General features: G+C 69.9%; 16 protein-coding genes. 11 read left to right on the top strand and 5 right to left on the bottom strand.

The features are described 5' to 3' along the window. The first annotated feature begins 94 nt into the window (after positions 1-94). A complete protein-coding gene (locus T333_RS00790) occupies positions 95-1,402 on the top strand; it encodes a ferredoxin reductase family protein (protein WP_496423410.1) in 1,308 nt (435 codons plus the stop codon). Positions 1,403-1,595: 193 nt separating this feature from the next. Here T333_RS00790 and T333_RS00785 read toward each other — a convergent pair whose 3' ends face one another. Continuing rightward, on the bottom strand, positions 1,596-2,102 hold the full coding sequence (locus T333_RS00785) for a nitroreductase/quinone reductase family protein (RefSeq protein WP_354998648.1): 507 nt from the start codon (positions 2,100-2,102) through the stop codon (positions 1,596-1,598). A 151-nt stretch (positions 2,103-2,253) separates the two neighbouring features. Between T333_RS00785 and pta the strand changes: the two genes are divergently transcribed. From pta to T333_RS00770, 3 genes are all read left to right on the top strand, one after another. Further along, positions 2,254-4,326 carry a phosphate acetyltransferase gene (gene pta / locus T333_RS00780; protein WP_496423409.1) on the top strand — a complete coding sequence of 691 codons (2,073 nt, stop codon included), beginning with the start codon at positions 2,254-2,256 and terminating at the stop codon, positions 4,324-4,326. Between the two features lie 102 nt (positions 4,327-4,428). Continuing rightward, positions 4,429-5,628: an acetate kinase gene (locus T333_RS00775; RefSeq protein WP_496423408.1), complete on the top strand. Its 1,200-nt coding sequence runs from the start codon at positions 4,429-4,431 to the stop codon at positions 5,626-5,628. Positions 5,629-5,992: 364 nt separating this feature from the next. Further along, positions 5,993-6,343 carry a hypothetical protein gene (locus T333_RS00770; protein WP_496423407.1) on the top strand — a complete coding sequence of 117 codons (351 nt, stop codon included), beginning with the start codon at positions 5,993-5,995 and terminating at the stop codon, positions 6,341-6,343. 13 nt (positions 6,344-6,356) lie between these two features. Here T333_RS00770 and T333_RS00765 read toward each other — a convergent pair whose 3' ends face one another. From T333_RS00765 to T333_RS00755, 3 genes are all read right to left on the bottom strand, one after another. After that, a complete protein-coding gene (locus T333_RS00765; protein ID WP_496423423.1) occupies positions 6,357-8,693 on the bottom strand; it encodes a serine/threonine-protein kinase PknG in 2,337 nt (778 codons plus the stop codon). A gap of 256 nt (positions 8,694-8,949) precedes the next feature. Continuing rightward, a complete protein-coding gene (locus T333_RS00760) occupies positions 8,950-9,930 on the bottom strand; it encodes a glutamate ABC transporter substrate-binding protein (protein ID WP_496423422.1) in 981 nt (326 codons plus the stop codon). 11 nt (positions 9,931-9,941) lie between these two features. Beyond that, on the bottom strand, positions 9,942-11,318 hold the full coding sequence (locus T333_RS00755; protein ID WP_354998654.1) for a GlnX family signal transduction membrane protein: 1,377 nt from the start codon (positions 11,316-11,318) through the stop codon (positions 9,942-9,944). A 142-nt stretch (positions 11,319-11,460) separates the two neighbouring features. On the opposite strand from T333_RS00755, the gene T333_RS00750 reads away from it, so the two are divergent. Continuing rightward, the gene (locus T333_RS00750; RefSeq protein WP_354998655.1) at positions 11,461-12,135 is read left to right on the top strand and encodes an NUDIX hydrolase; all 675 of its coding nucleotides are present in this window, start codon (positions 11,461-11,463) and stop codon (positions 12,133-12,135) included. On the opposite strand, the gene thiE is transcribed toward T333_RS00750, so the two are convergent. Next, on the bottom strand, positions 12,136-12,840 hold the full coding sequence (gene thiE, locus T333_RS00745) for a thiamine phosphate synthase (protein ID WP_354998656.1): 705 nt from the start codon (positions 12,838-12,840) through the stop codon (positions 12,136-12,138). It lies immediately after the preceding gene. A gap of 119 nt (positions 12,841-12,959) precedes the next feature. Between thiE and thiO the strand changes: the two genes are divergently transcribed. From thiO to T333_RS00715, 6 genes are all read left to right on the top strand, one after another. Further along, positions 12,960-14,057 carry a glycine oxidase ThiO gene (gene thiO, locus T333_RS00740; RefSeq protein ID WP_496423406.1) on the top strand — a complete coding sequence of 366 codons (1,098 nt, stop codon included), beginning with the start codon at positions 12,960-12,962 and terminating at the stop codon, positions 14,055-14,057. After that, entirely contained in the window at positions 14,054-14,272 is a 219-nt protein-coding gene (gene thiS, locus T333_RS00735) for a sulfur carrier protein ThiS (protein WP_253813837.1), read from the top strand. Before thiO ends, thiS begins: the two co-directional genes overlap by 4 nt. After that, positions 14,265-15,023 carry a thiazole synthase gene (locus T333_RS00730; RefSeq protein WP_354998658.1) on the top strand — a complete coding sequence of 253 codons (759 nt, stop codon included), beginning with the start codon at positions 14,265-14,267 and terminating at the stop codon, positions 15,021-15,023. Before thiS ends, T333_RS00730 begins: the two co-directional genes overlap by 8 nt. A 95-nt stretch (positions 15,024-15,118) precedes the next feature. Further along, positions 15,119-16,135 carry an ABC transporter ATP-binding protein gene (locus tag T333_RS00725; protein WP_354998659.1) on the top strand — a complete coding sequence of 339 codons (1,017 nt, stop codon included), beginning with the start codon at positions 15,119-15,121 and terminating at the stop codon, positions 16,133-16,135. Further along, positions 16,135-16,935 carry an ABC transporter permease gene (locus T333_RS00720; RefSeq protein ID WP_496423405.1) on the top strand — a complete coding sequence of 267 codons (801 nt, stop codon included), beginning with the start codon at positions 16,135-16,137 and terminating at the stop codon, positions 16,933-16,935. The genes T333_RS00725 and T333_RS00720 overlap by 1 nt, the downstream gene beginning before the upstream one ends. Before the next feature lie 422 nt (positions 16,936-17,357). Then, entirely contained in the window at positions 17,358-18,278 is a 921-nt protein-coding gene (locus tag T333_RS00715) for an adenylate/guanylate cyclase domain-containing protein (protein WP_496423404.1), read from the top strand. The last annotated feature ends 148 nt before the right edge of the window (positions 18,279-18,426 follow it).

The following is an 18,426-nucleotide window of genomic DNA, read 5'->3' as shown; positions in this document are numbered from 1 at the left end:
AACCGGATCGGCGGCGAAGTCGCGGATAGCGTGGGACGCGTGCCGGCCGGGCACAGCCGTACATCCCATCGACCGGGAGGTAGTGGTGTCTGTGGTGGTTCGGGGAATCGGGTGGATCGCGCTCTACGTGGCGGTGGCGGTGGTGCCGCTGGTGTTCGCCGTGATCGGACCGGTCGAGGGCGGCCGGGGTTTCTGGGTGGAATTCTCGGTGGCGCTGGGATTCGTCGGTATGTCGATGCTTGGTGCGCAATTCGCGCTGGTCGCTCGGTTCCGGGCGGTCGCGGCGCCCTTCGGTGAGGACGCGCTGGTTCAGTTCCACCGCCAGATCTCCTACGTGGCGCTGGCGTTCATCCTGGCCCACCCGATCCTGCTGCAAGTCGGTGGTATCGACATCGTGGCGCTGCTGAACCTCGCCGAGGCGCCCTGGCGCGCCCGCTGCGCGGTCGCTTCCACGGTACTGCTGCTGATCGTGGTGGCTACTTCGGTGTGGCGGCGGCGACTGCGCATCCGCTACGAGGTGTGGCAGTTGGCGCACGGCGTGCTGGCGGTGGCCGTGGTGGGTTTGGCGTTGGCGCACATGCTGCTGGTCGGCTACTACCTCGATGCGGTCTGGAAGGTGTGGTTGTGGACAGTGATGACAGTCGCGCTGGTCGGGCTGCTGGTGTGGGTGCGGGTCGTCGCCCCGATCCGGCGGCTGCGGCGGCCGTGGCGCGTCGAACAGCTCACCCCTGAACGCGGCGACGCCCGAACCCTGACCCTATGCCCGGTCGGGCACAGCGGATTTCGGTTCGCACCGGGGCAATTCGGGTGGCTGATCGTCGATCGGTCACCATTCGCGGTCACCGCCCACCCGTTCTCGTTCTCCTCCAGCGCCGAAGACCACGGCCGCGTCGCGATCACCATCAAGGCGCTCGGCGATTTCACTTCGACCATCGGCGATATCGCCCCTGGTACTCGCGCCTTCCTCGACGGCCCCCACGGAGTGTTCACTCCCGACCGCCATGAAGGGCCGGGGTTCATCCTGATCGCGGGCGGCGTCGGTATCACGCCCATGATCTCGATCCTGCGCACGATGGCCGACCGCGGCGACCGGCGCCCGTTCCTCCTGATCTACGCGGTACGGACGGCGGCCGAGCAAACCTTCGACGACGAGATCACGGTGTTGGCGCAGCGTCTGGACCTCACCGTGGTGCTGGTCCCACAGGACCCGCCGCCTGGTTGGGACGGCGAAAGCGGGTTCGTCGATCGCGAGCTGCTCCGGCGGCACCTGCCCGACCGGCATCGACGGCAGCAGTTCTTCGTCTGCGGACCGACACCGATGGTCACCGCCGTGGAGGACGCTCTCGCCGACCTGGACGTACCGGCGGACCGCGTCCACACCGAACGATTCGCCTTCGTCTGACCTGGAAGGTCCGGTATGCGACACACCTACACCACCCGCGCCGTATGGGTGATCACCGTCGTCCTGCTCGCCGCCTGCACCTGGTTCGCCCTGGCTCTCGCGTGAACCCGAGCCCCGACTCGGCGTCTCGCATCTGGACTACTCCCGCTGGCCGACCCACTGGCCCGCACGGGCCGAACGTCGTCCGGTCGAATCAGGCGCGGGTCAGCGCGAAGATACGTAGATCGCGGGTGGTGCGATCGCGGTAGGCGGCGTACGCGCCGGTCACCTCGACGAACCGCTGGAAGATCGGCTCCTTGGCCGCGCCCTCGACCGGCGTCGCGGTGACGGGGATGCGCTCGCCCGCGATGGCGACCGTTGCGTTCGGGTCGGCGAGCAGATTGGCCGTCCAGGCCGGGTGGTGCGCCTGGCCGAAGTTGCTGCCGATGACGTACAGCGTGTCGCCGTCGTGCACGTACAGCAGCGGCTGGGTGCGCGGCTGACCCGATTTGCGGCCCTTGGTGGTCAGCAGGATGACCGGCGCGCCGATCGGTCCCAGGATCGTGTACTTGGCGTCGGTACGTTCCAGCACCCGGCGATCCAGCGGCGTGATCTTGCGAATAACCCATGACCCCGGCTTGGTCGCGGCGAACTTGTTCGCCACGCGGGACAGAAGATTGGTGCGCGAACCCCACTGCCGGTCCGGGAACTGCGTCGTCATGGGCCGGAATATACCGGCGCGACCGGGTTCGGCGGAGCGCCCGCGTCGCCCGACGAGCCCGGCTCATCGCCTCGGCGATCGAAAGTGATTTCCCGAATATTTGCCATCGGTTGGCCGGGCACCGGCGTGTCGGCTCACTAAGCTCGGGCTCATGGTCGAATCCGCTCCGTCCACCGTCTACATCGCCTCGCCGGAGGGCGACACCGGAAAATCGACGGTCGCGCTCGGCGTGCTGCAGATGCTGTGCGCCACCACCGCGCGGGTCGGAGTGTTCCGGCCGATCACCCGCTCGACCAGCGAGCCCGACTACATCCTGGAGCTGCTGCTCGAGCACAGCACCGCGGACATCGACTACGCCCAGGCCGTCGGCGTCACCTACGAACAGGTGCACGCCGATCCGGACGCCGCGATCAGCGAGATCGTGATGCGCTTCCACGACGTGGCCAAGGCCTGCGACGCGGTGGTGGTGATCGGCAGCGACTACACCGACGTGGCGAGCCCCAGCGAGCTGCGCTTCAACGCCAGGATCGCGGTGAATCTCGGCGCGCCGGTGCTGCTCGTGGTGCGCGGCGCCGATCGCAGACCGGACGAGATCAAGCAGCTCGTCGAGCTGTGCGCGAGCGAATTGCAGCAGGAGCACGCGGCGCTGATGGCGATCGTCGCGAATCGCTGCGATCCGGACGAGTTGAGCGAGATCTGTTCCTTGCTCGACGGTTTCGATGTGCCGTCCTGGTCGCTGCCGGAAGTCCCGTTGCTGATCGCGCCGACGATGGCCGAGCTGTGCGAGGCGGTCGGCGGCGAAATGTACAGCGGCGACCCGGAGCTGCTGCAGCGCGAGGCGCTGAAGGTGATGGTCGGCGGCATGACGGCCGAGCACATCCTGGAGCGTCTGGTCGACGGCGTGGTGGTGATCGCGCCGGGCGACCGCTCCGACGTGCTGCTCAGCGTGGTGAACGCCCATGAGGCCGAAGGCTTTCCGTCGCTGTCCGGCCTCATCATGAACGGCGGCATGCTGCCCCATCCCGCGGTCGCGCGACTGATGGCGGGCCTGAAGCAGAAGCTGCCGATCCTCACCACGAGCCTGGGCACCTACGACACGGCCAGCGCCGCGTACCGCACGAGGGGCCGGATGTCGGCGGGCAACCCGCGCAAGGTGAACACCGCGCTCGCCCTGATGGAACAGCACGTGGACGCGCCGGAATTGTTGCGGCGCATCAGCGTTCCGCGTACCTCGGTGGTGACACCGCAGATGTTCGAGTACCAGCTGATCGAGCAGGCCAGGGCCGATCGCAAGCGGATCGTGCTGCCCGAGGGCGACGACGACCGGATCCTGCGCGCGGCGGGTCGAGTGCTGCAGCGCAAGATCGCCGACCTGGTCATCCTCGGTGACGAGTCCGCCATCCGCGCCAGGGCCGCCGAACTCGGCGTCGACATCTCCGAGGCCGAGGTGCTCGATCCGCGCACCTCCGGCTACCTCGACGAATTCGCCGCCGAATACACCGAATTGCGCAAGCACAAGGGCATGACGCTGGAGCGCGCCCGCGAGACCATCGCCGACATCTCCTATTTCGGCACCATGATGGTCTACAAGGGCATCGCCGACGGCATGGTCTCCGGCGCGGCGCACACCACCGCGCACACCATCCGGCCCTCCTTCGAGATCATCAAGACGGTGCCGGGCGTCTCCACCGTCTCCAGCGTGTTCCTGATGTGCCTGGCCGACCGGGTGCTCGCCTACGGCGACTGCGCCGTCGTCCCGGACCCGAGCTCGGAGCAGCTGGCCGATATCGCGATCTCCTCCGCGCAGACCGCCGCGCGCTTCGGCATCGACCCGAAGATCGCCATGCTGTCCTACTCCACCGGCGAATCCGGCAGCGGAGCCGACGTGGACAAGGTACGCGTCGCGACGAAACTGGTCCGCGAGCGCGCGCCGGAACTCTTGGTGGAGGGCCCGATTCAATACGACGCGGCGATCGAGCCGACGGTCGCCGATGCGAAGCTTCCCGACTCCGAAGTGGCCGGGCACGCGACGGTCTTCGTGTTTCCCGATCTCAACACGGGCAACAACACTTATAAGGCGGTGCAGCGCAGCGCGGGCGCCATCGCGATCGGCCCGGTTCTGCAAGGCCTGCGCAAGCCGGTCAACGACCTCTCGCGCGGCGCGCTGGTCGCCGACATCGTCAACACGGTGGCGATCACCGCCATCCAGGCGCAGGGGCAGTGACACCGGGCACCCGCCGGAACGGAACAAACGCGCGGTGACCCTGGTTGCCGCGGGTAGGGACGTCGCTCGCGGGCGAGGTCTCGAACAGACGCAGGAGGCATGATGAGCAACGACGACCTTGTGCTGGTGATCAACTCCGGTTCCTCGTCGATCAAGTACCAGCTGCTGGACCCGGAGACGGGTGCGGTGGCGGCCTCCGGTCTGGTGGAGCGGATCGGGGAGCGCGAGGGCGCCGTCGAGCATCGCGCGGGCGACCGCACCGTGGAACGTACCGAGCCGATCGCCGACCACAAGGCCGGATTGCAGCTGGTCTTCGACATTTTCGCCGAGACCGGCCACGACCTGACCGGTGCGGGTGTGCGCGCGGTCGGGCACCGGGTGGTGCACGGCGGCGAGGTGTTCTACGAGCCGACGCTGATCACCGACGACGTGGTCGAGGAGATCTCGAAGCTGTCCGCCCTTGCCCCCCTGCACAATCCGGCCAATGTCACCGGCATCGAGAGCACCAGGGAGCTGTTGCCCGGCGTGCCGCAGGTCGCGGTCTTCGACACCGCGTTCTTCCACGGCCTGCCGGAGGCGGCGCGGACCTACGCCATCGACGCGAAAATTGCCGCCGCGCATGGTATTCGCAGATACGGCTTCCACGGCACCTCGCACGAATACGTGTCAGGACGGGTCGCGGAGGTGCTCGATCGGGATCCGAATACCTTGCGCCAGATCGTCTTCCACCTCGGCAACGGCGCGTCCGCGTCGGCGATCCGCGGCGGGCGTCCGATCGACACCAGCATGGGGCTGACTCCGCTGGAGGGACTGGTGATGGGCACGCGGGGCGGTGACATCGACCCGGGCATCATCGGCCACCTGGTGCGCTCGGCGAACTTCGACGTCGACCGGATCGAGGAGCTGCTCAACCGCAATTCCGGTATCAAGGGCCTCTCCGGCGTCAACGATTTCCGCGAGCTGCGACGGCTGATCGACGCGGGCGACGCCGCGGCCCGGCTGGCCTACGACGTCTACATCCACCGGCTGCGCCGCTACCTCGGCGCGTATTTGATCGAGCTCGGCGGCGTCGACGCCATCACCTTCACCGCCGGTGTCGGCGAGAACAGCGCCCAGGTCCGCGCCGACGCCCTGGCCGGTCTGTCCGGGTTCGGCATCGAGGTCGACCCGGCGCGCAACAACGCCGCCGACCGCACCGCCCGCCTCATCTCGCCACCGGACGCACCCGTCGCCGTCTTGGTGGTGCCGACCAACGAGGAACTGGCCATCGCCCGCGCCGCGAGCCAGCTCGTCGAGGACTAGAAAACCTCACGGAATCCTCAGGGTCGGCGCGCCAGCATGGAAGGCGGATCGGGGTCGCCAGGTATCCGGGCCGACCCGCGGGCCGTCGGGAGCGATGCCCTCGCCTCCCTCCAGCCGCTCCGGCTGCCCCCGGAACGGCGCGGCCCGCGGGCTTCCCGGACGCCGACTGCTCCCGCGCCCGGATCCGCCCCGGCCGCCGTTCCGCCGCGGCGGCCGGGTTCTTCCGAACCGCGCTGATCCGACGACTCAACAGTTGCGTAACCCGGGCGCTGGCCGATAGTTTGGCGACTCGTTGACACCGGCATCGCGGACGGCCGTGTCGAAGATCGTTGTCGGCGCTGAGCCGTAGCTTGTGGGGGAACGAATGGTCATCTGGAGCCGCTGGGGCATCGTGCTGTTTCTGGCCATCCCCGCGGTGGTCTTCCCGGCGCTGGCGCTCGAGCATCGGATTCTCGGCGAGCAGCATCCCAGCGAGCCGGTGAACATAATCCTCTGGGGGATCAACGCGCTGTTGCTCTCGCCGACATTCTGGCTGCTGAACCTGCTGATGGAGCGCGTGTTCGACCAGCCGAAGGAAGACCCCCGCACCGGCATCCTGATGCGCCCGCGGCGCGCCACGCTGTTCTACATTCCGACGGAGTACTGGTTCATGATCGCCGGATTCGCGGGTGCGGTCGCGCTGATCATCGGAACCGTCCGGACCGTGGTGGAGTAGCTCCACGCGGGACTCAGAACCAGGTTTTGGCGCGGATGGAGTTGGCGAGGTCGACGAGGGCGTAGCGGTGTTTGCGGCCGGGGGCGTGGCGGGCGAGGGCGCGGAGGCCGGATTCGGTGCCGTCGCGGAGGTCGCGTTCGGTGAACGTGGCGCCCAAGAGCTTGGCGTTCGGGTGTTTCGGGGTGTTGCCTGCTTGCAGCCAGGCCAGCGCGGCGCCGAGGACGAGCACTCGCATCTGCGGTGTGCGACTCTCACCGGGGGGCAGTGCCTGCACCCGCGAGGCCGTCAAGTGCAGTGTCGACTCGTCGAGCTCGGCGACCGGAGATGCGGTGAGCAGCAACAGCACCGCGGTCATCCGCGCCACGGTGTAGCAGCGCGCGGATGTGGCCACCTCGTCCAGCGCGTCCACCGCGGCTTCGACCTGGCCCGCGGCGGCCAGCTGCCTGGCCAGCCCGAACGCCGCGCTCACCACCGCGCGGTCGGTGCGCCAGACGGTGCCGTAGAACTTCTCCGCGTAGGCGCGCCACTGCTCGGGATCCGGCGAATCCCAGTGCTGCAAAACGAGTTCGGCGGTGGCGGCGAGGGCGAGCTTGGGCGCGATCTCGCCGGGCAGCACGTGCAGCACGGCCTCGAATGCCGCGAAGGCGCGCTCGTAGTTCTGCTCCCGCAGCTCCGCGAGCCCGGTGTACCAGTCGATGCGCCAGTCGTAGGTCCGGATGCGGGACAGCAGGTACAGCGCCGCCGCCGACTCGCCCATGTCCAGCCGCACCCGCGCCTCGGCGAGCGAAAGCTCCAGATCCCAAGTCTCCGGGGCGTTCTCGGGGTCGGCGGCCGCCCGATCCCGCGCCTCCTCGAGGGCGTCCAGCGCTTGGCGTGGCTCCGGGTGTACCGCGGCGGCGAGCAGGGGAGCGGAGGGGTCGGCGGGGTCCATCAGCGGAATCGGCAGCGCGGCGGCGATTTCCGAGGCTTGCAGCAGGCTGCTGCGGCCTATGCCGTCGGCGTAGGCGTCGGTCTGCCTGATCAGTTCGTCGGTGCCGAAGCTGGTGCGCTGTGGACTGAACACTGTGGACAACTGTGGATGCTCGGTGCCGGTGTCCAGCGCGAGGATCTCCCGCAGCACGCCCGCCAGCTGCGCGGCCATCGCGCGGGCCGAGCCGAACCGGCGCGCCGGGTCGGGATCGGTGGCGCTGAGCAGCAGCCGGTGGAAGAACTCGTAGCGTCGCAGCACGGGATGCTCGGCGGGATCCGGGATTCCGTCCTGGTAGCGGCCGCGCTCCATGGGCATGTTCAGGGTGAGCACCGCCAGCGTGCGGCCGACCGTGAAGATGTCGGAGGCCACCGTCGGACCGGTCTTGGCGATCTCGGGCGCCTGGAAACCCCTGGTGCCGTAAAGGTTTCCGTACGCCTCGATGGTGGAGACCGCGCCGAGGTCGATCAGTTTGACCTGGTCCTCGGTGATCATGATGTTGTCCGGCTTGAGGTCGTTGTAGGTCAGGCCGATCGAATGCAGGTAGTCCAGCGCGGGCAGGATCTCCAGCACGTACGCGATCGCCTCGGCGACCGGCATCCGCGCGGGCCGTTCGAAGGTGTCCAGGACCGCGCGCAGTGACTGCCCGCCGACGTACTCCATCACGATGTAGCCGATGGGCGAGCCGTCCGAACCGGGATGCTCGACGAAGTTGTGGATCTTGACGATGCTGGGATGGGCGACCTCGGCGAGGAATTGGCGCTCGGCCACCGCCACGGCCTGCGCCTCCGCGTCGCCCGCGTGCAGCAGGCCCTTGAGCACCACCCACCGGTCGCTGACATTGCGGTCGATAGCGAGGTAGATCCAGCCGAGTCCGCCGTGCGCCAGGCAACCCTGGATCTCGTACTGGCCGGACACCATGTCGCCAGGGTGCAGCGACGGACGGAAATCGTAAGGCGCCTCGCAAGTCTCGCAGGTGCCGACCGTCGTCGCCGGACGCACGGCGGTGGCTCGGCCCACGGGATTGCCACAGCGCCAACAGAAGCGCCTGCCCTCGGACACCACCGGATCGGTGAGCACGGCCGACATCGGATCCGCGGGCGGCACCGCCGGTATCGGCACCAAGCCGCCGCCGAGCCTGCGCATCGAAGGCCGAGAACGTGCGGTACGCACGCTACGACCCGAAGTGCGCGATGCACCACCGGAATCCGGCTCGGAGCGCCGGGTCTCGTCGAGGGCCGGGGCGGCCGTCGTGCCGGGCGGTTCCAGGGCGACCGCCATGGTGCCTGGTGGCTCGGGCGCGACCGCCACGGTGCCGGGTGGCTCGTCCGATCGGTTCGATTGCGGCGCTGCGATTTCCGGCGCGCTCGCCTCGGTCGGCATACCACCGTCGCCGGGCCTGGCCGGCCGGGCGTGCTCGTCTTCGGAGTTCGAGGACGCACTGGTCGTACCGGAATCTTCGCCGGAATCCGCTGCGCCGCAGACCGGCCCGGCCTCACCATGGTGAGCAACCGGATCGGACCAGCGAATGGTCGGCGGCGCCTCGGACTCCCGTGACTCCGACCCGGACGGCACGGAACCACCAGCGGGCCGGTCGTCCTCCGGTCGCGGGAAGGGGTGGTATCGCGTTGTCATCGCCTCAGTCCTGGTACGCGGCATCGGGCGGAGCGGGCGTCGGACCGAGGACCGCCAGCCACTGCTGGTAGATCCTGGTCCAGGTGCCGTCGGTGCGCAGCCGCTCCAGCGTGCCGTTCACGAACCGCACCAAATCGTCGGCGTCCTTGTGGATTCCGATGCCGTACGGCTCGGCGCTGATGCTGTCGCCGACCAACTCGGTGTACGGATCCTGCGCTGCCAAGCCGGCCAGGATCGCGTCGTCGGTGCTCACCGCGTCGACTTGCCGCTGTTGCAGGACGACGAGGCAATCGGCCCAGGTAGGCACGGTCAGGATGGTGGCGGCGGGCTGTTCGCGCCGGAGCCGGTCCAGCGAGGTGGTGCCGCTCACCACGCACACCCGCTTGCCCGCGAGATCGGCGACGCCGGTGATGCCGGAGTTCTTCATGACCAGCACCCGCTGGTCGGCCCGCAGATAGACGGTCGAGAACGCGACCTTTTCGCGGCGCTCGCAGGTGATGGTCATCGTCTTGACCACCACGTCCACCGTGCGTTCCTGGAGCACCTTCTCGCGGTCGGCCGAGGCGAGGCTGCGGAATTCGATCAGATCCGGACTGCCGAGCAGATCGCGCGCGATCTCGCGGGCGATGTCGGCGTCGAAGCCGACGATGGTGCCGCTGACCGGATCGCGGAAGCTGAACAGATTGCTTCCGGTGTCCAGACCGACGAGCAACCTGCCGCGGGCGCGGATGGCGTCGATGTTCGGCCCGCTGGCGGCGCGGCCGGAGCCGGTGGGGCGCAGGCTGGCGGTCGGGTCGCCGCACTCCGGTTCGGTGGCGCTCGGCAGCGGCGCGTCGGTGTTCAGCGGGCTGGCTTGCGCGGGCAGCGGCGGTTCGGTGTAAGTGCCGATCGTGGCGTGGTCGACCGGGTCGGGCCCGGCCGCGCAGCCACCGAGGAAGGCGGTGGCGGCGACCGCTGCGGCCAACAGGCCGCGCGCCGTGCTCATCGGTGCGGTGTTCATCGATATTCTCGCAATCGAGGCCAGAGACCGACGCCGACGTAGGCGGCGGCGACGATGCCGAGCGCCATGGCGCCGGTCGCGAGATAGTCGAGTACCCGGACGGCCTGGGAGATGTCGTCGCGCAAGGTGTTTCGCGTATCGGTGATGCCGTCCCCGAGCGAGCGGTCCAGCGCTTCGACGTGCGCAGTCGACTGGGCCGCGCCGGGTCCGGTGGCCACCGCGGCCGCGCCGATGAAGTCGCCACGCGCGAGCGCTTCGTTCATCCGGTGGTGCGACGCGCGCCAACGGTCCAGCGCGGCACGGGCACTCGCGACGCTCTCGGTGGCGGGCGCCGCATGCGGGTAGCCGCCGAGCAGCTCGTCGAGGCGGGCGATGCCGGCGTCGAAGGTGCGGTCGTAGTAGCCGGTCGCATCGCGCCGCACCAGTTTCAGCGTCTCCGCGGCGCGCGCCTGCTGGGCGAGGATGCGGCCTTCGATCAGCCGGGAAGCGGGCACGGCGCCGTCGTCGCGTCCGCTGATCATCGAAGTGGCCGAGACCGATCCGGCGATCACCGTCCACGCCAACAGAGCCAGCATCGCGGCGGAGGCGAGCAGCAGACCGGCGTTGAAGGTGCGCCGCCACCGTCGCGCCAGCTGGGTCTGCGCCCAGACCAGCACGGCGAGCACGAGGATCAGCAAGCCGATGGCCATCCACGGCGGACGGACGTGGGCCCGCTGCGCCGCGTTCACGGCCTCGGCGCGGTGGTCTTGCAGCTCCTCGGCCATCGGAAGCAGGGTGGTCTGCATCTGGTTCGACGCTTCGCTCAAATAGGCCGCTCCGACGGGATACCCGCTGCGGTTGTTGGTGCGTGCGGCCTCGATCAGCCCGGCGTACACCGGTAGCTCGGTCGCGATGCCGGTGCGCAGCCGCACATCCGCGCCAGGATCGGGGTGGCCGACGGTGTGTCCGGACTGGGCGACCAGCTCGGCCGCCGCCTCGCCGACCGCCTGGGAGTATCTGTCGCGCACCGCTTCCGGCTCGACGCCGCCCGAGATGAACGCGGTGCTCGCGGCCGCGTCGGCGATGGACAGCGACGTGTAGAGGCGGTGCGCGGAGTGCGCGTCGGGCTCGGTGTCGTCGAGCAGAATGCGTAGCGCTTCTTGGCGATCGCTCACCATCGACGCGGTCACCGCCCCCGCGGTCAGGCACAGGCCGATGAGCAGCAATCCGATGGCGATCAGACGGCCGGGCGAAGAATTCGCGAAGGACCGCAGGTTGGCGGGATCGAGGTGCTCGCGGACCGTCGCGGCGGACACGGCGCCGAACGGCAGGCGCGCGGGCTCGGCGGCGGCCGACGGCGGCCGCCCGGCCGCCAGCTGCTCGGTCCGAGCCATCGTCCACCTCCGGGTCCGCGTCCCACCTGTGCCCCTGCGTCGCAGTTTATTGTGGTCCTACCGGTGCCGTGGCGTGTCGAACACCCCCTGCTGTCCGCTCTGCGGTGCGGACACGTCAACGGCTGGATGAGGATGGTTAGCGATGCGCGGTGACGGCGACGGGTGGTCGCGAGGCCCGGACGGCCTGAAGCATTGGGGGCGGTTCGGCGCTGCCGGATTGTTGCTGCGCGCGCCGCTCGCGGCGGGTGGCTCGGCGGTGCTGCTCCAGCACCGCGCCCTGTGGAGTCACCAGGGCGGCACCTGGGCGCTGCCCGGCGGCGCCCGCGACAGCCACGAGACCCCGGTGCACGCGGCGGTGCGCGAAGCCTGGGAGGAGGCGGGCATCCATCCCGTCGACGTCCGGGTGCGCGCCGAACGCATCACGGCGTCCGCGCTCAGCGGCTGGACCTACACCACGGTGATCGCCGACGCGGTGATGACCTTGCCGACCAGCGCCAACCGGGAGAGCGTCGAACTGGCCTGGGTGCCGGAGGACGAGGTCGACGCGCGGCCGCTGCATCCCGGTTTCGCCGTGGCCTGGCCCGCCTTGCGTGCGGTCCCGGCCCGCGCCAGCCTCGCCGAGCTCGACGACTCGCGTGCCCTCGCCGCGGCCCTTCCGCGCACCGTCGACCTCGCCGACCAGGGCTTCATCTGGCTGCACTCGGATCCCGAAGGGCCGGGCGGCGTCGCGCGGATCACCGAGAACGAACCCGAAGCCGGAGAACTACCGTCCCCCGTCGCCGTGCTCTCGCTGACCAGAGGACAGATCCTGGGCTGACTACGTCCTGCTGTTGGCGAGCAGCGCGGACTTCAGTTCGCGGGCCGCGGCCTCGGGATCGCGGGCCTCGGTGATCGCCCGCACCACCACGATCCGGTCCGCGCCCGCCGCGAGCAACTCGGGCAGCCGCTGCTGATCGATGCCGCCGATGGCGAACCACGGCCTGGTCGGGTGCGCGTCGGCGGTGGAGCGGATCAGCTCGATGCCCGCGGCCTGGCGGCCGGGCTTGGTCGGCGTCGACCACACCGGACCGGTGCAGAAGTAGTCGATGTGCTCATCGATGGCGGCCAGACCGGCCTGTGCCCTGTTGTGCGTCGAGCGGCCGATCACCACGTCCGGTCCGAGGATGCGGCGCGCGTACCAGGGCGGGAGGTCGCCCTGGCCGAGGTGCAGCACGTCGGCGTTCGCGGCCAGCGCGATATCGGCGCGGTCGTTCACCGCGAGCAGCGCGCCGTGCCTGCGGGTGGCGGCCTTCAGCTCCGCGAGCGCGCCGAGTTCCGCCTTGGCCTCCATCGGCCCGAACTTGGCCTCGCCCGGTGATCCCTTGTCTCTGAGCTGGATGATGTCAACCCCGCCCGCGAGCGCGGCTTCGGCGAACCTGGCCAGATCGCCCTTCTCGCGCCGGGCGTCGGTGCACAGATAGAGCCGCGCGGTGGCCAGGCGCTCCCGTGGCGGCAGCGTTCGGTTCGGGAGGGAGGGTTGCACGTCTTCGACGGTAGCCGCGCTACCGTGGGGATGCGAACAGGAGGCGGGTCGGGCGCGGCGGCCGCGGCGCGCTGACATGGCGCCCGAGTACCCCCGCGCGGATGAGGTAGGTGGACAGAATGCGGACTCTCGCCGTCGTCGGTGGCGGCGCCATCGGGCTGGCGGTGGCGTGGCGGGCCGCCGAGGCGGGATGGCAGGTCACGCTGTTCGATCCCGCCGTCGGATCGGGCGCCTCGTGGGTAGCCGGGGGAATGCTGGCGCCGCTGTCCGAGGGCTGGCCCGGTGAGGATCGCGTTCTGGAATTCGGCGCGGCCGCGCTCGCCCGCTGGCCGGAGTTCGCGGCGCGGCTGGAATCCGTCTCCGGCGCGGAGGTCTTCGTCGCCGACGAGACCCTGACCGTCGCGCTGGACGGCGCCGATGCCGCCGATCTGCGCACCGTCGCCGACTGGGTCGGCGGACACGGTCACGAGCTGCGCGTGCTGGACCGCGCGGGCGTCCGCGAACTGGAACCGGCGCTCGCGCGCACCGTGCGCGCGGGTTTGCTGGCGGCGGCCGAACCCGCCATCGACAACCGGCGCCTGCTCGACGGCCTGCGGCACGCCGTGGCCGCCGCGGGCGTCGAACTGCGCGCCGAGGAGGTCACCGATCTCGACGCGCTCGCCTTCGACCAGATCGTGCTCGCCGCAGGCGCCGCCTCGGCGCGGCTGTGGCCGGACCTTCCGGTGCGACCTGTCAAGGGGGAGATCCTGCGCCTGCGCCATCGGCCGGGCGCCGCGCCCGCGCCGCGGCGGGTGATCCGGGCCAGGGTGCACGGCAGGCCGGTGTATCTGGTCCCGCGCCGGGACGGAATCGTCGTCGGCGCAACGCAATACGAGGCGGGTTTCGACACGGCCGTGACCGTGGCGGGCGTCCGCGACCTGATCGCCGACGCCGAGGCCGTGCTGCCCGGCATCGGCGAATACGAACTGGCCGAGGCGGCCGCGGGTTCCCGGCCCGGCAGCCCCGACAACCTGCCGCTGATCGGCAGGCTCACCGACCGGGTGATCGCCGCCACCGGGCACGGCCGCAACGGCATGCTCACCGTGCCGCTGACCGTCGACGCGGTACTGAGCCTGTTGTCCGGCGCGGTGCTGCCCGAAGCGGAAGCCGCCGACCCGCAACGCTTTTCGACGACGCCGAGAGCGTCGTCCCTATCCACCGCAGGAGGAGTTCGATGACCGCGACATCCGTCCCCATCGGCGTCACCGTGAACGGGCAGGATCACGAATTCGCCGAACCACTCACCGTCCGTGAGCTTTTGGCCCGCCTCGAGCTGCCCTGTCAGGGCGTGGCGCTGGCGGTGGACGGCGCGGTGTTCCCGAAGTCGCGCTGGGACGAGCCCGTCGGCCGCGGCTGGAGCATCGAGGTCCTGACGGCGGTTCAAGGTGGGTAACGCGCCGCTACGCATCGCCGACCGCGAGTTCGGTTCCCGGCTCATCATGGGTACCGGCGGCGCCGAAAGCCTCGCCGTGCTCGAGGAGGCGCTGGTCGCCTCCGGCACCGAGCTGACCACCGTCGCCATGCGCCGGGTGGACGCCGCGGGCGGGACCGGCGTGCTCGACCTGCTGAAACGCCTGGACATCATGCCGCTGCCGAACACCGCGGGCTGTCGCACCGCCGCCGAGGCCGTGCTCACCGCGCAGCTGGCCGCCGAGGCGCTCGACACCAACTGGGTGAAGCTCGAGGTCATCGCCGACGAGCGGACCCTGCTGCCCGATCCGATCGAATTGCTCAGCGCCGCCGAGCAATTGGTGGACGCGGGGTTCGTCGTGCTGCCCTACACCTCCGACGACCCGGTGCTGGCGCGGCGCCTGGAGGACGCGGGCTGCGCCGCCGTCATGCCGCTCGGCGCTCCGATCGGCACGGGTCTCGGCATCGGCAACCCGCACAACATCGAGATGATCGTGGCCGCCGCGGGCGTGCCGGTGATCCTGGACGCGGGCATCGGCACCGCGAGCGACGCCGCCCTCGCCATGGAGCTCGGCTGCTCCGCGGTGCTGCTCGCCACCGCCGTCACCCGGGCGAAGCACCCCGAGCTGATGGCCGCCGCGATGGCCGACGCCGTGCGCGCGGGCTACCTGGCCAGACAGGCGGGCCGCATCCCCAAGCGTTTCTGGGCTCAGGCGTCCTCCCCGGAGCTCTGAACCCACGCACTCAGGGGCGACTCATCCGCAAGGATGACGCGATTGACGTCTTTGTAGTGACGCGCGAGCCGCGGTTTTGCGGAATGCTGGACGGCATGATCGAACTGAGGGGCCTGACCAAACATTACGGCCAGACCGCCGCGGTTCAGGATCTGTCCTTCACCGTGCGACCCGGACAGGTGACGGGCTTCCTGGGACCGAACGGCGCAGGCAAGTCCACGACGATGCGGATGATCCTGGGCCTCGACAAGCCGACCGCGGGTACCGCGCTCATCAAGGGCAAGCCGTACCACGACCTGGATCATCCGCTACGAACCGTCGGCGCGCTGCTCGACGCCAAGTGGGTGCATCCCAACCGTTCGGCGCGCTCGCACCTGCAATGGCTCGCGGCGTCCAACGGCATCGCCAAGTCCCGGGTGGACGAGGTGCTGCGGCTGGTCGGACTCTCCGAGGTCGCGGGCAAGAACGCGGGCGGTTTCTCGCTCGGCATGTCGCAGCGGCTCGGCTTGGCGGGCGCCCTGCTCGGCGATCCCGAGGTGCTGCTGTTCGACGAGCCGGTGAACGGCCTCGACCCGGAGGGCATCCTGTGGATCCGCCGGTTCATGCAGCGGTTGGCGGCCGAGGGGCGCACCGTGCTGGTCTCCAGCCATCTGCTCTCCGAGATGGCGCAGACCGCCGAGCACCTGGTGGTGATCGGGCGCGGTCAGCTGATCGCCGACACCACCACGCGCGAGTTCATCGAGCGCGCCTCCGAGCAGTCGGTCCGGGTGCGCAGCCCGCAGCTGGACCAGCTGCGCAGCCTGCTCACGTCCAACGGGATGACCGTCCGTGAGGACGGGGCGGGCGCGGACGGACCCGCGCTGCTGGTGGCGGGCGTCCCGAGCGACGCGGTCGGCAAGCTGGCGGGCGCGAACGACATCACGCTGTTCGAGCTCTCGCCGCAGCGGGCCTCGCTGGAGGAGGCGTTCATGCGGATGACGGGTGGTTCGGTGCAGTACCACGGCGAAGGTTTCGATCCGGCGGGAGCGACGGGCCCGGAGGCGGCAGCTGGCGTAACCACGAAGGGACCCGCGGACGCCGCGTCCTACACAGCGATGGGAGGTGCGCTCTGATGGGCGTGTTGGCAGCGGAACGAATCAAACTCACCTCGACCAGGTCGCCCTGGTGGTGCGCCGCCCTGACGGTGGTCTTCGCCCTGGGTATCACGGCGCTGTTCAGCCTGCTGCTGAACGTGTCGATGAATGCCTACCAGGACGACCCGACGATCGCGCCGGAACCGCCGTACGCGGAGAATGTGATGGCGGGCCTCGGCATCACCGGCGTCTCGTTCATTCCGGGCTTCGGCTACATCCTGATCATGATCCTGGCCGCGTTGGCGGTGACGAGCGAATACCGCTTCGGCACCATCAAGGCCACCTTCCTCGCCGCGCCCCACCGTTCCACGGTGCTGGTCACCAAGGCGAGCATGATCGCGGTCGGCGCCGCGGTGCTCTCCGCGATCCTGACCTTCCTCAGCTTCCTCATTCTGAAGGCGCTGACCGACAGCGATGTCGGCAGCAAGCTCAGCCTGACCGACGGCGACCTGAAGGTCTTCTACGCGGTCCCGATCTTCGCCGCGCTGGTCGTCTTCCTCTCGGTGGGCGTCGGCGCCCTGATCCGCCAGTCGGCGGGCGCGCTGTCGCTGCTGATCGTCTGGCCGGTGCTGATCGAGCCGATCATCGGCGCGTTCGGCAAGTACGGCCGCAACATCCAGGTGTTCCTGCCCTTCCAGAACGCGAACCGTTTCCTCGGTCTCGGGGACACCGGCTTGCCGTGGCACTGGGGCGCCTGGCCCGCGCTGCTCTACTTCGCGGCCTTCGTCGCCATCGTGTTCGGCGCGGCCCTGGTCGTGGTGAACAAGCGCGACGCCTGAGAAAACCGAAGACTGCCCGAGCTGCCCTCCCTCGCCGCTCGGGCTCGGGGGACGCGACCTTGTCGGGAGGTCCGCGTACCCGGTAGCACTGCCCGCCACTGCCCGGCGGACTGTGCGGGCCACCGGCCCGGCGCCCGGAGAAATCCCCCTTCGGCGCCGGGCCGGTGGCGCTTGTGCGTACCGGCCCCGGTCGTTCGGTGAGCAATACGACGGGCTCGTCCTGCCTGCTCTCCCTGTGCCCGCCGTCACTGCCGAAATGCTGATACCAGCAGTAGCATTAATTCGGATTCGGCAACCATCTCGCTATCGGTCTGCAAACCGGTCGGGATGGTCGCTCCGTCCGATCGGGAGGCGGCGGGAGGTGTCGGGTGGCGATCGCGAGTAGGCAGCAGCGGGCCGTGTGGCTGAGATACGCTCGGGGCGTGAGCGATACACCTTCCGGCGGTGCCGAGCCTGGGTCGCGGCCGGAGGACAACGGCGGTGTCGAACCCGAGGTCGTGATTCCGCTGGTGCCCGCCGAGGAGGCGGGCGGCGCCCGGCGTTCGGCGCCTCTTCGCAAGGCGCAGATCTCCGCGCTGATGAACGCGGCCAACCAGCGGCCGGACCTCATCGGGGTGCTGCGCAAAGCGCGCGAACAACTTCCGGGTGACCCGTCCTTCGGCGATCCGCTGTCGGTCAGCGGGCCGGGCGGCGCCCGCGCGGTCGCCAGGGCCGCCGACAAGCTGGTGGGCGACACCCCGAGCGCGGCGCGCGAGATCGGCTTCGGCGCGCTCCAGGTCTGGCAGGCCATGCTGGAGCGGGTCGGCCGCGGCAAGGGTAGCGAAGAAATAACTGTCATGTTCACCGACCTGGTCGCCTTCTCCAGTTGGTCGCTGACGGCGGGCGACGAGGCGACCCTCGAACTGCTGCGTGAGGTCGCCAAAGCCATCGAACCGCCGATCGCCGAACGCGGCGGCCGGGTGGTGAAGCGCATGGGCGACGGGCTCATGGCCGTGTTTCCTTCGGCCGACCGCGCCGTGCGCGCCGCGATACAGGCCAGGCGCAACCTGGCCGACATCGATTTGCGCGGCTATCGCCCGCGGATGCGAATGGGCCTGCACACCGGTTCACCGCGGGAGATCGGCGGCGACTGGCTCGGCGTCGACGTCACCATCGCCGCGCGCGTCATGGAGGCGGGCGGCAACGGCAACACCATGATCTCCGAGGCCACCCTCCGGTCACTGGAGCCGGAAACACTCGCGGAACTGGGCTTGACCGTCAAGCCCTACCGACGCAGTTTCTTCGCGGCCCCGCTCAGTGGCGTACCGGAAGACCTGCGCATCTTCCGGTTGTCGAGGAACTGAGTCAGGCCCCTGGCTGGCGAAACCGGAACCCCAGGTCGAGGCCGTGTCGGTTCTCCTGCGCCCGGTCACGGCCGACCTGTCGTACGGACGATTAGTGCGTCGGGTGCGACAACGCCCCGGCCGAACCGCACGTATCGGCGGACGGACG

The organism is Nocardia sp. CNS-044 (genome assembly GCF_059570515.1).
The sequence above is the reverse complement of the archived record's forward strand: the minus strand, read 5'-3'. Positions and strand labels throughout refer to the sequence as shown.

Coding starts and splice junctions, on each gene's coding strand:
- T333_RS00785 (WP_354998648.1), bottom strand. CDS start 2,102: ATGACGACGCAGTTCCCGGACCGGCAGTGGGGTTCGCGCACCAATCTT.
- pta (WP_496423409.1), top strand. CDS start 2,254: ATGGTCGAATCCGCTCCGTCCACCGTCTACATCGCCTCGCCGGAGGGC.
- T333_RS00775 (WP_496423408.1), top strand. CDS start 4,429: ATGAGCAACGACGACCTTGTGCTGGTGATCAACTCCGGTTCCTCGTCG.
- T333_RS00770 (WP_496423407.1), top strand. CDS start 5,993: ATGGTCATCTGGAGCCGCTGGGGCATCGTGCTGTTTCTGGCCATCCCC.
- T333_RS00765 (WP_496423423.1), bottom strand. CDS start 8,693: ATGCCGACCGAGGCGAGCGCGCCGGAAATCGCAGCGCCGCAATCGAAC.
- T333_RS00760 (WP_496423422.1), bottom strand. CDS start 9,930: ATGAGCACGGCGCGCGGCCTGTTGGCCGCAGCGGTCGCCGCCACCGCC.
- T333_RS00755 (WP_354998654.1), bottom strand. CDS start 11,318: ATGGCTCGGACCGAGCAGCTGGCGGCCGGGCGGCCGCCGTCGGCCGCC.
- T333_RS00750 (WP_354998655.1), top strand. CDS start 11,461: ATGCGCGGTGACGGCGACGGGTGGTCGCGAGGCCCGGACGGCCTGAAG.
- thiO (WP_496423406.1), top strand. CDS start 12,960: ATGCGGACTCTCGCCGTCGTCGGTGGCGGCGCCATCGGGCTGGCGGTG.
- thiS (WP_253813837.1), top strand. CDS start 14,054: ATGACCGCGACATCCGTCCCCATCGGCGTCACCGTGAACGGGCAGGAT.
- T333_RS00725 (WP_354998659.1), top strand. CDS start 15,119: ATGATCGAACTGAGGGGCCTGACCAAACATTACGGCCAGACCGCCGCG.
- T333_RS00720 (WP_496423405.1), top strand. CDS start 16,135: ATGGGCGTGTTGGCAGCGGAACGAATCAAACTCACCTCGACCAGGTCG.